The sequence below is a fragment of the Streptomyces sp. NPDC059010 genome (assembly GCF_042740355.1).
Classification (GTDB): domain Bacteria; phylum Actinomycetota; class Actinomycetes; order Streptomycetales; family Streptomycetaceae; genus Streptomyces.
In genome coordinates, this window is sequence record NZ_JBHYJA010000001.1 from 441,682 (window position 1) to 453,108 (window position 11,427).

The 11,427-nt window shown below is 70.7% G+C and carries 11 protein-coding genes; 6 read left to right on the plus strand and 5 right to left on the minus strand.

What is annotated here, in order from left to right; all coding sequences use genetic code 11:
* Nucleotides 1-67: 67 nt before the first annotated feature.
* Complete coding sequence (locus tag ACFWYS_RS02135) at nucleotides 68-913, minus strand: L,D-transpeptidase family protein (RefSeq protein WP_384762186.1); 846 nt, start codon at nucleotides 911-913, stop codon at nucleotides 68-70.
* Nucleotides 914-1,053: 140 nt separating this feature from the next.
* On the opposite strand from ACFWYS_RS02135, the gene ACFWYS_RS02140 reads away from it, so the two are divergent.
* The 3 genes from ACFWYS_RS02140 to leuE all read left to right on the plus strand — a co-directional run bounded on the left by ACFWYS_RS02140 (nucleotide 1,054) and on the right by leuE (nucleotide 4,104).
* Nucleotides 1,054-2,634, plus strand: coding sequence for a methylmalonyl-CoA mutase (locus ACFWYS_RS02140; protein WP_384762188.1), 1,581 nt, complete (start codon nucleotides 1,054-1,056; stop codon nucleotides 2,632-2,634).
* A 166-nt stretch (nucleotides 2,635-2,800) separates the two neighbouring features.
* Entirely contained in the window at nucleotides 2,801-3,415 is a 615-nt protein-coding gene (locus tag ACFWYS_RS02145; protein ID WP_384762190.1) for a hypothetical protein, read from the plus strand.
* Between the two features lie 38 nt (nucleotides 3,416-3,453).
* Nucleotides 3,454-4,104 carry a leucine efflux protein LeuE gene (gene leuE, locus ACFWYS_RS02150; protein WP_384762191.1) on the plus strand — a complete coding sequence of 217 codons (651 nt, stop codon included), beginning with the start codon at nucleotides 3,454-3,456 and terminating at the stop codon, nucleotides 4,102-4,104.
* 35 nt (nucleotides 4,105-4,139) lie between these two features.
* Here leuE and ACFWYS_RS02155 read toward each other — a convergent pair whose 3' ends face one another.
* A complete protein-coding gene (locus ACFWYS_RS02155) occupies nucleotides 4,140-5,624 on the minus strand; it encodes an FAD-dependent oxidoreductase (protein WP_384762193.1) in 1,485 nt (494 codons plus the stop codon).
* Between the two features lie 73 nt (nucleotides 5,625-5,697).
* On the opposite strand from ACFWYS_RS02155, the gene ACFWYS_RS02160 reads away from it, so the two are divergent.
* Entirely contained in the window at nucleotides 5,698-6,348 is a 651-nt protein-coding gene (locus ACFWYS_RS02160; RefSeq protein ID WP_384762195.1) for a TetR/AcrR family transcriptional regulator, read from the plus strand.
* 9 nt (nucleotides 6,349-6,357) lie between these two features.
* Here ACFWYS_RS02160 and ACFWYS_RS02165 read toward each other — a convergent pair whose 3' ends face one another.
* From ACFWYS_RS02165 to ACFWYS_RS02175, 3 genes are all read right to left on the minus strand, one after another.
* On the minus strand, nucleotides 6,358-6,855 hold the full coding sequence (locus tag ACFWYS_RS02165; RefSeq protein WP_272112849.1) for an RICIN domain-containing protein: 498 nt from the start codon (nucleotides 6,853-6,855) through the stop codon (nucleotides 6,358-6,360).
* An 87-nt stretch (nucleotides 6,856-6,942) separates the two neighbouring features.
* Nucleotides 6,943-7,872, minus strand: a complete 930-nt coding sequence (locus tag ACFWYS_RS02170) for a helix-turn-helix domain-containing protein (protein ID WP_384762197.1) — start codon at nucleotides 7,870-7,872, stop codon at nucleotides 6,943-6,945.
* A 13-nt stretch (nucleotides 7,873-7,885) separates the two neighbouring features.
* Entirely contained in the window at nucleotides 7,886-8,764 is an 879-nt protein-coding gene (locus ACFWYS_RS02175; protein ID WP_384762199.1) for a helix-turn-helix domain-containing protein, read from the minus strand.
* Between the two features lie 204 nt (nucleotides 8,765-8,968).
* Here ACFWYS_RS02175 and ACFWYS_RS02180 point away from each other — a divergent pair, with 204 nt between their 5' ends.
* Nucleotides 8,969-9,955, plus strand: coding sequence for a glycosyltransferase family 2 protein (locus ACFWYS_RS02180; RefSeq protein WP_384762201.1), 987 nt, complete (start codon nucleotides 8,969-8,971; stop codon nucleotides 9,953-9,955).
* Nucleotides 9,952-11,295, plus strand: a complete 1,344-nt coding sequence (locus ACFWYS_RS02185) for an alpha-2,8-polysialyltransferase family protein (protein WP_384762203.1) — start codon at nucleotides 9,952-9,954, stop codon at nucleotides 11,293-11,295. Before ACFWYS_RS02180 ends, ACFWYS_RS02185 begins: the two co-directional genes overlap by 4 nt.
* Nucleotides 11,296-11,427: the final 132 nt, after the last annotated feature.

Sequence of the window (11,427 nt, forward strand, 5' to 3'; positions counted from 1 at the left end):
GGCGGGACACGTTCCCCCGGTCCCGCCCGCGCCCCATCTCTTTCCGCGCCGCTCCGCGGCGCACGCCTCACCAGTGGACGACGACCTTGTCACCGTCCCGCACCTGGGTGAACATCTCCGAGATCGCCCGCTCGTCCGCCACGTTGACGCAGCCGTGCGAGGCACCCGCGTAGCCCCGGGCCGCGAAGTCGGACGAGTAGTGCACCGCCTGGCCGCCGCTGAAGAACATCGCGTACGGCATGGGCGAGTCATAGAGCGTCGACACATGGTGCCGGGACTTCCAGTAGATGCTGAACACACCCTCCCGGGTCGGTGTGTACTCCGCCCCGAACCGCACCGGCACCGTCAGGACCGTCCGCCCGTCGACCATCCAGCGCAGCGTCCGGCTCGACTTGCTGATGCACAGCACCCGGCCGGTCAGACACCGCGCGTCCGGCTCGTCGGCCGGCTGCCCGCCCATCAGGTACAGGTCCCATTTGCCGGGTTCGTGGGTCATCTTCAGCAGCCGCTGCCAGGTGACCTCGTCGGTCCTCCCCGTCTTCGGCAGCCCGCGCTTGCCCTGGAAGCCCCTGACCGCCTGCTCGGTCAGGTCGTCGTACGTCCCGGTCGGCCCGTCGAAGAGCCAGGCGACCTGCCGGAGGCGGGCCTGGAGCTCGCGTATGTCACGGCCGGTGTCGCCCCGCTGCCAGAGCACGGCGGCGGATGCCCCGGCCGTGGGCGTGGTGCCCGGCTTGTCGTCGCCGGGCGGGGAGGACTTCGGGGAGGGGCTGCGGTCCGGCAGCTCTATGCGGATCGGCGAGTGCCGCTCCTTGCCGGAGGCCTGTACCGTGCAGCCGCACAGCAGCACGGTGAGCGCGGCGCCCGCAGCGAGTACGGCGTTTCTGCTTCCCAGCCCCATGCCTTTGGTACGCATCCCGACCCCCGGCGTCTCACACCGACCACCCCGATGTCACCTGAGATGTTCCCCGCGCGTGACCGGTCGCGAACTAGGCGGCATGGTGGAACTCAGGGGAGACCCGGTGAGCGGGTCCCAACGCGGGAGGCGGCGGCACCATGGCGCGCGAGTCGGAGTCCGGACTGCCCATCGAGCCGGTCTACGGACCGGACGCGCTGACCGGCTGGGACGCGGCTGAGAAGCTGGGCGAACCGGGCTCGTACCCCTTCACCCGGGGCGTGTACCCCACGATGTACACCGGCCGCCCCTGGACGATGCGCCAGTACGCCGGCTTCGGCACGGCGACGGAGTCCAACGCCCGCTACCGCGACCTGATCGCGCACGGCACGATGGGCCTGTCGGTCGCCTTCGACCTGCCCACCCAGATGGGCCACGACTCCGACGCGCCGATCGCGCACGGCGAGGTCGGCAAGGTGGGCGTGGCGATCGACTCGATCGACGACATGCGGGTGCTGTTCGGCGGGATCCCGCTGGACGAGGTGTCGACGTCGATGACGATCAACGCCCCGGCCGCACTGCTGCTCCTGCTCTACCAACTGGTGGCGGAGGAGCAGGGAGTCCCGGCGGACCGGCTGACCGGCACCATCCAGAACGACGTGCTGAAGGAGTACATCGCGCGCGGCACGTACATCTTCCCGCCCAAGCCCTCCCTCCGTCTGATCGCCGACATCTTCAAGTACTGCAAGACCGAGATCCCGAAGTGGAACACCATCTCGATCTCCGGCTACCACATGGCCGAAGCGGGCGCGAGCCCCGCGCAGGAGATCGCGTTCACCCTCGCGGACGGCATCGAGTACGTCCGCACGGCGGTCGCGGCCGGCATGGACGTCGACGACTTCGCGCCGCGCCTGTCGTTCTTCTTCGTCGCCCGTACGACGATCCTGGAGGAGGTCGCCAAGTTCCGTGCGGCGCGCAGGATCTGGGCCCGGGTGATGCGGGACGAGTTCGGCGCGCGGAACCCGAAGTCCCTGATGCTGCGCTTCCACACCCAGACGGCGGGCGTGCAGCTGACGGCCCAGCAGCCCGAGGTGAACCTGGTGCGCGTCGCCGTCCAGGGCCTGGCGGCGGTCCTCGGCGGCACCCAGTCCCTGCACACCAACTCCTTCGACGAGGCCATCGCACTCCCGACGGACAAGTCCGCCCGCCTGGCGTTGCGTACCCAGCAGGTACTGGCCTACGAGACGGACGTGACGGCGACGGTCGACCCCTTCGCGGGCTCGTATGCCATCGAGAGGATGACCGACGACGTCGAGGCGGCGGCGGTCGATCTGATGCGGAGGGTCGAGGACCTCGGGGGCGCGGTGGCGGCCATCGAGCACGGCTTCCAGAAGAACGAGATCGAACACAGCGCCTACCGGATCGCCCAGGAGACGGATGCCGGCGAGCGGGTCGTCGTCGGCGTCAACCGTTTCCAGCTCGACGAGGAGGAACCGTACGAGCCACTGCGCGTCGATCCGGCCATCGAGGCGCAACAGGCGGACCGGCTCGCGAAGCTGCGCGCGGAGAGGGACCAGCAGGCGGTCGACGCGGCCCTGACCGCCCTTAAGAAGGCCGCCGAGGGCCAGGACAACGTCCTGTACCCGATGAAGGACGCGCTGCGGGCCCGCGCGACGGTGGGCGAGGTGTGCAACGCGCTGCGGGAGGTGTGGGGGGTCTATGTGCCCTCGGATGCCTTCTGAGCTGGGGTTTCCCGGGAAGGGTGGGAACCGGGGCGGTGGTCGGGGGCGTTCTATTCGGCACACCGGAGCACCGGAGCACCGGAGCACCGGAGCACCAGAGCACCAGAGCACCAGAGCACCAGAGCACCGGAACACCGGCACATCGGCCCGTTGCCAGGAGGCGCGCATGGGCATCGAGGGGTTCGGCCGCTCCAACCGTGAGCTGCCGCGGAAGCAGCCGTTGCACAAAATGAAGTCGTCGGACCTGTCGCTGGTCCGGCTGACCGTCCCTCGCTACGTCAACGAGTACAGCGTCACGAAGAAGGTGGCCGCGCGGCTCGCCGGGGTGCGCTCGCTGGAGGAGGCGCGGATGGCCGTCAAGGATCTCGCGGTCACCATCGACGAGTTCGGTCCGGCCGAGGGGTTCGACCGGCCGGTCTCCGTCATCGGCTGTCGGCTCGCCGTAGGGCCCGAGCCGCTGGACCTTGCCAAGAAGATCGAGAAATTGCCCGACCGGGGCCCGGAGTACGCCGCCTCCGCCGTCACCGAGTTGCACGGTGACGAGACCGGGGCCGCCCTGCAGGCCGCCAAGGCGGTGCTGGGCGAGTCACAGGGCTGGGGGGCCAAGGTCGCGCGGGTCGCGCTCGAAGGCGTCCTGTGGACGGTTCTGCCCACCAAGCCGATCACCAGTGCCGTGAAGCTGCTGACCGAAGCGGTTCGGAGTGACCGCCCCGAGCCGTGGCTGGACCTGGCCCAGGGCCAGCTGGTGGGTGCGGTCGCTCACCTCGATCCGATCCTGTGACGGAGTGACTGTCGTACCCGCGTGCGACACTGCCTTTCATGCTCGGCGTCATCGATCTCCCCACCTATCTGGCGGGACTTGTCCTCATCGTCCTGCTCCCCGGCCCCAACTCCCTGTACGTGCTGTCCGTCGCCGCCCGGCGCGGTGTGCGGGCCGGGTACACCGCCGCGGCCGGGGTGTGGTGCGGGGACACCGTGCTGATGACGTTGTCGGCGGCCGGAGTCGCCTCGCTGTTGCAGGCCAACGCCGTGTTGTTCGGGATCGTCAAGTACGCCGGGGCCGGCTATCTGACCTGGTTGGCGATCGGGATGATGCGGGCCGCCCTGGGGATGTGGCGGGCTCGGCGGGAGACGGTCGTGGAGGAGGCCGCCGATGCCGGTGCCGCCGACGAGCGGCCCTACCGTCGGGCCTTCGTCATCAGCCTCCTCAACCCCAAGGCGATCCTGTTCTTCGTCGCCTTCTTCGTGCAGTTCGTCGACCCCGGGTACGCCTACCCGGCGCTGTCGTTCGTCGTCCTCGGCGCGTTCGCGCAGTTCGCGAGCTTCCTGTACCTGAGCGCGCTGATATTCAGCGGCACAAAGCTGGCGGATGCCTTCCGGCGGCGCAGGCGACTGTCGGCGGGGGCGACCTCGGCGGCGGGCGCGCTGTTCCTCGGGTTCGCTGTGAAGCTGTCGCTCGCCGGTGCGTGACCAGGGACCGGTGCGCGGCCAGGGGCGGTGCGTGACTAGAGGCCCGCTCGGCCGGCGTACTCCCGCAACCCGCCGCTCGTCACGCTGGTCTCGCCCGCCCAGCCCACATAGCCGTCCGGCCGCACCAGGAACAGGCCCGTCCCGTACGACTCCTGCGCCTCTCCCCGGACCACGCTGACCGACTCGGGCAGCTCCGGCGGCTCCGGCGCCGCCACCCCGACCGCCACCAGCGTCCAGTGCGGCCCCCGGAACGCGTCGAAGAGGCGTACGCCGCCCAGGGTTCCGTCGGGGGCGCGGTCGCCGGCCCGCAGCGGACCCGGGGTCGCCCGTGTCTCCTGCGTGAGCGTCGACTCGCGGTAGCCCAGGGCGAGTTGGCGGGTCGCCTCACCGCGGCGGACCTCGCCGCGGTGCACGCCGGTCGACAGACCGAGCATGTCGGCGGCGATGGGGCGCCGCTCCGCCTCGTACGTGTCGAGCAGCGCCGCATCGGCCCCGCCCCTCAGGACCGCCCCCAGCTTCCAGCCCAGGTTGTAGGCGTCCTGGACGCTCGTGTTCAGGCCCTGACCCCCGGCCGGTGAGTGGACGTGCGCGGCGTCCCCCGCGAGGAACGCCCTCCCGTCCCGGAACCGGTCCGCCAGGGCCGCCCGCGGCCGGAAGTCCGAGGCCCACCGGACCTCCGTCACATCCTCGGGGGCGAGGTGGGAGCGCGCGGCGACCACCTTGCGTATGCCCTCAAGGGAGACGTCGACCGTGGCCCCGTCCGGGAACTGGGCCACGACCTGGAAGTCCTCCGTCCCCGCGAGCGGGCAGACGGCGAGGAAGCCGTTGTTCTCAACGTCGTCCGCAGCGCCGTCCTCGGCACCGCCCTCCCCGCGCGGCGGGAAGATGTGCCAGTTGTCCCGGTCCAGGCCCGTGATCCGCACGTCCGCCACCAGGATCGGGTTCGGATCGACGGTCTCCCCGGTCATGCCGATGCCGAGAGCCCGCCGTACCGCCGAACGGCCGCCGTCGGCCGCGACGACGTACCGCGCGCGGACACTCTCGCCGGCCGCGAAGCCGACCGTCACCCCGTCCTCGTCCTGCGCGAGCCCGACGACCTCCCGGCCGAAGGCGACCTTCCCGCCCAGTTCCTCCAGCCGCGCGAAAAGGATCTCCTGCGTCCGCCACTGCGGCACCATCCACGGCTCGGCTGCGTACGGCGAATCCTCCGTCACCTCGGCCGGATCGAACATCTGATGCTCGCCGACCCGCCTGCCGTCCTGCCAGATCATCCCCACCGGATAGGTGCCGCCCGCCGCGCGGATCGCGTCGAGCACGCCCAGGTCGTCGAAGACCTCCATCGTGCGCGGCTGGATGCCCTTGCCACGCGAGCCCGGGAACAGCCCGTCGGCCCGCTCCACGATCAGCGCGTCCACCCCGCGCCGGGCCAGGTCGATCCCCAGGGCGAGGCCGGTCGGGCCCGCGCCGACGATCAGGACGTCGACGTCGGTGCGCATGTCGGTACGCATGTCGGTACGCATCGGACAATCCCCCTTAACGTTGTTAAGTTCTGTCGACGACGAGAGTGCCCTTAACGCCGTTAAACTGTCAAGCGTGACCACCGAACGCCGAGCCCCCCTCGACCGCGGCCGTGTCGCCGACACCGCCCTCAAGCTCCTGAACGAGGTCGGCCTGGACGGCCTGACCCTGCGCGCCATCGCCAGGGAGCTGGACGTCAAGGCGCCGGCCCTGTACTGGCACTTCAAGGACAAACAGGCGCTGCTCGACGAGATGGCGACCGAGATGTACCGCCGGATGGTCGCCGGGACGGCCCTCGATCCCGCGGACACCTGGCAGGAGCGGCTGCTCAGGTCCAACCGCGGACTGCGCGCGGCGCTGCTCGGCTACCGCGACGGCGCGAAGGTCTTCAGCGGCTCACGCTTCACCGGCATCGAGCACGCCGAGCAGATGGAGGCCGACCTGCGCCTGTTCACGGCCGCCGGTTTCGCCCTCGGCGACGCGGTCCGCGCGACCTCGACGACGTACTTCTACACCCTCGGTTTCGTCACCGAGGAACAGGGCGTCGAGCCCATGGCGGGGGAGCGCCGCGAGGGCTACGACGTGGACGAACGCGCCCGCCTGATGGCCGACTATCCCTTGTCGGCTCAGGCGGGCGCGGAGATCTTCGCTGACTACGACCGGCACTTCGAGGAGGGGCTGGCCCTCGTGATCGCGGGAATCGGTGCGCGGTACGGGGTCAGGTGAGGGGCGCGGTCACGTGTGGCTGCCGATCCATGTGAAGTAGCTCCCGGCGACTGGCGATCCGGCGAGCGAGCTGGTGTAGACGGCGTCCCTCTCGGTGGGGCTCGTCCGCAGGAAACCGCTCGAACCGTTGCCCTCGCCCTCGTTGTAGAGGGCCCGGTCGGAGCCCCGGTAGTACCACCACTGGTCAGGGGCGGCGCCACAGGTGCTGGTCCACACGGCGTTGACGGAGTTCTTGAAGTCGGTCGTCAGGCATTTGCCGGTTTCCCGGTTCTTGAGCTGGAGGTATTGGCCATGACCGGAGCCGACCCAGTCCCACTGCTGCCGGTTCGAGCCCTGACAGGTCGTGTGGTACGCCACCCCGCTGTCGCCGGCGGTCAGGCAGGTGTTCCACGCGCCGTTCTCGAACGTCCAGTACGTCGCCGCCTGCGCGGACGACGGGAAGATCATCCCGGCGCCCACGGCCAGCGTGCTCAGCGCGGTGACGGTGGCGAGTCGCAGCTTCTTCATCACGAACCTCTCTCCGAAGATCGGGAAGTGAACCGATCAACAGCATGGCCGTCTGCGGCAGTTGGGGCCTTGGCGCTCAGAGCACACTCATGTGGCATTCCGTCCACCGGGGACACCGGCCTGCCGTCGGAAGTCCGTGGGTGCGATGCCGTACGCCGCCCGGAAGGCCCGGGCGAAGTCGGTGGCCCGGACGAAGCCCCAGCGTGTGGCGATGACATGCACCGGCGTGGCCGCCTGGGCGGGGTCGGCTAGGTCGAAGCGGGCGCGTTCCAGGCGCCGGCGGCGGATGTACGCGGCGACGGTCTCCCGCTCGGCCTCGAAGAGGCGATGCAGATAGCTGAGGGAGATGCCGTGCGCGGCGGCGACGGCACGCGGGTTCAACTCCGGGTCGGACAGCCGGCGTTGGATGAACGTCATGATGCGCACGGTCAAGGGTCGACCGGTGCCGGTGCCGGTGCCGGAGCTGGAGCTGCTGTCGGTGTCGGTCTCGGTGTCGGCGTCGGCGTCGGGGGAGTGGGACAGCAGTGCCGCCACCATGGTGCCCAGGACCGTCCCGAGGCGCGGTCCGTCCGCGGGCTGGAAGGTGCCGGTGTCCTCCGTCAGCTGGGTGAGCAGACGGGCCAGCAGGGCGCCCGCGCCCGCGCGGCCGGCGATACGGCGCCCCGGCATCCGGTCCGCCTCGTCCGGCGGCAACGGAAGCAGCGCTTCGGGGAGCGCGATGCCGACGGCTCCGATCGGGCCGGCGCGCAGCTGGAGCGGTCGTACGCGGTTGTCGCAGTAGAAGTCGCCCGCGCCCAGGACGGTCTCGCGGCCGTCGTGCAGGATCACCGCCTCGCCGTGCAGCAGCAGGACCAGGTGGAGGCGGCGGGTGGCCGTCCGGCGGACGGGGGCCAGGGCCCGTGGGAACTGCGGCGGGCAGGTCAGGGACCACACCGATGCCGCGCCGTACTCGACGAGCCGTACGTGTTGCCGGATGGAGGCGCGCTGGTGGCCGTACACCCGGGTGAGTCCTCCCATGGTGTCCCGGCCCTCAGCCGCGGGGCGCCCGGAGGGCCTGTCGGCGCCAGTCCCGTGGCGGCATGCCGTAGGAGGCGTTGAAGGCCCGGGTGAAGGCCGAGTGCTCCCGGAATCCGCAGTCGGCCGCGATGCGGTTCACCGGCGTGTCCCGCAGCCGCGGGTCGGCGAGCGCACACCGGGCCCGCTCCAGGCGCCGCCGGCGGATCAGCTCGGTGACGGTGGTGTCCCGGCTCCGGAAGAGACGGTGCAGATAGCTGACGGAGATGTGATGGGCGGCCGCGATGTCCCGGGGCGAGAGATCCGGGTCGGACAGCTGGTCCCGGATGAACGCCTCGATGCTCAGCAGGAGGGTTCTTCGACGGGACTCCTCCGGCAGCCGCGGGCCGGTGTCCAGATGGTGGGCGAGCGTCGCGGCGAGCAGGTCCAGGGTCACCGTGCTCAGCCGGTCGACGTCGGCCGCCGTACGGGGGGTGCGGTCGGCGGCCAGATCCCCGAGGAAGTGCGTGAGCAGCGCACCCATGCCCTCGTGGCCCGGTAACCGGGTCCCGAGCAGCCGGTCGGTGTGCCGGGCGGACAGGGGCAGCAGGGCGCGGGGCACCTGCGCGCGCACCAGCGTGACCGTGCCGAGGCCGGCCGTCCGCACGGTGAACGGCCGCGAGCTGTCGTAGAGCGCGAGGTCCCGCTCGCCCAGCAGGGCCTCGCGCCCGGCCTGGGCCACCACCAGCGCGCCCCGGCGCGGGAAGACGACCGAGCACAGGTCCGGGTCCGTCTGCCGGATCATCGCCGGGGTGCGCGGTACGAGGGACGGCGGGCAGGTCAGCTCGACGATGTGCACCGGGCCGAGGTCGATGGCCCGTATCGGCTGGTCGCTGTGGAAAACGGTCGTACACATACATTCCCCCCGGGTTGAGTCGAGTCGTATCGAACACCCGAGCGGGGATGGTAAGCGCTGTTGGTGGCGGTCACATGGACGCGGGACAGGGGGCGCCGTCCGGTTACTTTTCGTTCACCTGGAAGTTGGCAGGGAGTTGAGATCCGGCGTCGAACATCTCCTACGGTCGCAGGGATCCGCCCCGGAGAGAGCCCAGGTGTACGCGTGACCAACCGCCCCCCGACACTGTCCGTGATCGTCCCGTGCTACAACATCGAGTCATATGTCCCCGAGACCGTGACCAGCCTGGTCAACAACGAACGGGACGACTTCGAGTTCATCTTCGTCGAGGACCGGTCCACCAAGGACAAGACGTACGAAGCGCTGCTGACGCTGACGAAGAGACTCAGGAACAGCCGGGTGATACGGCATGAGCAGAACGGCGGACTGGCCACGGCGCGCAACACCGGGATCGACGCCTCGGAAGGCCGCTACCTCACCTTCCTCGACGGCGACGACTGGCTTGCCCCGGGCTATCTCGCGGATCTGGTCGACGCCGTCGAACGCTTCGACGTCGACTTCGTACGCACCGACCACGTCCAGGTGACGGGCATCGAACGGACCGTGCACCGCGCCCCCGAGGGACGCCGGCACATCCCGCTCGACCCGCGGACCTCGATCCTGCCGGTCGACGACACCACCATGGTCGACTACCCGTACGCCTGGGCCGGCGTCTACCACCGCCGCCTCCTCGACAAGGGCATGCTGCGCTTCCACGACGGACTGAAGACCGCCGAGGACCGCCCCTGGATCTGGGACCTGCACCGCAGGGCCGACTCCTACGCCGTCGCCAGCCTGCGCGGCGTCTTCTACCGCCGGGGCGTGGCCAGCTCGCTGACCCAGATCGGCGACGTCCGCCAGCTGGACTTCTTCCGCTCCTTCGACCTCGTCCTCGCCGAGCTCGCCGACGACCCCGAGGTGGGCCGCCTGCGCAAGAAGGCGCTGCGCAACTACTGCGTGGTCATCGCCCACCAGTTGCTCGGCCGCGGCCGGTTCGAACGCAGCATCGCGGCCAAGCTGAAGCAGATGGCCGCCGAGGCGCTGGGCAGGATGTCCGAGGAGGAACTGGAAGAGGCTCTCGTCGGGATGGGCGAGGAGCGCGTGTACATGCTGCGCCGGATACGGGGCGGCATGAAGGGAGTGGCGGCATGATCCAGATCTTCTTCTCGGCCACGCAGTACGCGGCCGCGACCGTCACCGCCGCCATACGGGCCGGCCAGTTCGGCCCCCGCGAGGGCGTCCGCCGCATCCTCGTCGTCAGCAACACCGCCGCCATCCCCGAGGTCGGCACCCCGCTGGACCGGATGGCCGGCTTCGAGAAGCTGCGCCCCGAGTTCGACGAGGTGCGCTCCTGGAACGACTTCATCTCCCCGCACCACCCGGCCGGCTGGTCGCCGCGCGGCCAGGACACCCTGCTGTGGGAGAAGGCCGTACGCCTCGCCTGGAACCTGGGTGACGAGCCCGTCGAGATCGCCTGCGAGTCGATCCAGGCCAACCCCTCCCGCGCGGTCGCCGACATCTTCGCGGACAGCCCGATCCATGTGTACGCGGACGGCCTGATGAGCTACGGCCCCACCCGCAACCGCATCCCGCACGGCATGAGCAGCCGCATCAAGCGCGTCCTCCACCTGGATCTGGTGCCGGGCCTTGAGCCCATGCTCCTGGCCGAGTACGGCGTACCGCCCGAGGCCGTCCCGAACGACGCGATCGTCGACGTCCTCGCCCAGATCGGCGAGTCCGGCGCCGGCCTGCTCGCCGAGCGACTCCCGGCCGACAACCCGCCCACCGCCGTCCTCCTCGGCCAGTACCTCTCGGCCATCGACCTGATCAGCCAGGACGAGGAGGAGCAACTCCACATTCGCTTCCTGCGCGCCGCCGCCCGGGCCGGTCACCGCGACGTCCTGTTCAAGCCGCACCCGAGCGCACCGGCCGTCTTCAACGAGTCCCTGGAGGCGGTGGCGAAGGAGCTCGACGTCCGGCTCACGGTCCTCAACGAGCCCGTCCTCGCCGAGACGGTCTTCGCCTACCTGAAGCCGAAGCTGGTCGTCGGCTGCTTCTCCACGGCACTGATGACCGCCGCCGCCTTCTACGGCATCCCCGTCGCCCGCGTCGGCACCGAGCTGCTCCTCGAACGCATCACGCCGTACGAGAACAGCAACCGCATCCCGCTGACCATCATCGACGCGGCCCTGCCCGACGCCGAGCACGCCGAGCTGGGCTCCCCGCTCGAACTCGCCGGGATGGCCGAGGACCTGGCCCCGCTGGTGCGCAGCGTCGGCTTCTGCATGCAGTCCCGCAAGCACCACGCCCTGCGCGACGAGGTCACCGCCTGGCTCGGCGCCAACCTGGTCCAGTACCAGCGCTACTTCAAGCGCCGCCGCCTGACCAGCCTGCGCCTGCCCGGCGGCAGCCCGGTCCGCGCGGAGGCGCTGCGCAGGCACCCGGCGGTCCGCAAGGCCGTACGGCAGCTGCGGTCGACGGCGCGCAAGTAACACGCGGTCACACGGTCACAGAAAGGGCAGTTGGGGGGCGCGCCCCGGCGCGCGCCCCCACCGGCCGCGCATTCCCGCCCCGCGCCGGGCCCCGCCCGGCCGCGGCCCGGGGCCATCGAGGCGGTCCGGGTG

Coding starts and splice junctions, on each gene's coding strand:
- ACFWYS_RS02135 (WP_384762186.1), bottom strand. CDS start 913: ATGCGTACCAAAGGCATGGGGCTGGGAAGCAGAAACGCCGTACTCGCT.
- ACFWYS_RS02140 (WP_384762188.1), top strand. CDS start 1,054: ATGGCGCGCGAGTCGGAGTCCGGACTGCCCATCGAGCCGGTCTACGGA.
- ACFWYS_RS02145 (WP_384762190.1), top strand. CDS start 2,801: ATGGGCATCGAGGGGTTCGGCCGCTCCAACCGTGAGCTGCCGCGGAAG.
- leuE (WP_384762191.1), top strand. CDS start 3,454: ATGCTCGGCGTCATCGATCTCCCCACCTATCTGGCGGGACTTGTCCTC.
- ACFWYS_RS02155 (WP_384762193.1), bottom strand. CDS start 5,624: ATGCGTACCGACATGCGTACCGACATGCGCACCGACGTCGACGTCCTG.
- ACFWYS_RS02165 (WP_272112849.1), bottom strand. CDS start 6,855: ATGAAGAAGCTGCGACTCGCCACCGTCACCGCGCTGAGCACGCTGGCC.
- ACFWYS_RS02170 (WP_384762197.1), bottom strand. CDS start 7,872: ATGGGAGGACTCACCCGGGTGTACGGCCACCAGCGCGCCTCCATCCGG.
- ACFWYS_RS02175 (WP_384762199.1), bottom strand. CDS start 8,764: ATGTGTACGACCGTTTTCCACAGCGACCAGCCGATACGGGCCATCGAC.
- ACFWYS_RS02185 (WP_384762203.1), top strand. CDS start 9,952: ATGATCCAGATCTTCTTCTCGGCCACGCAGTACGCGGCCGCGACCGTC.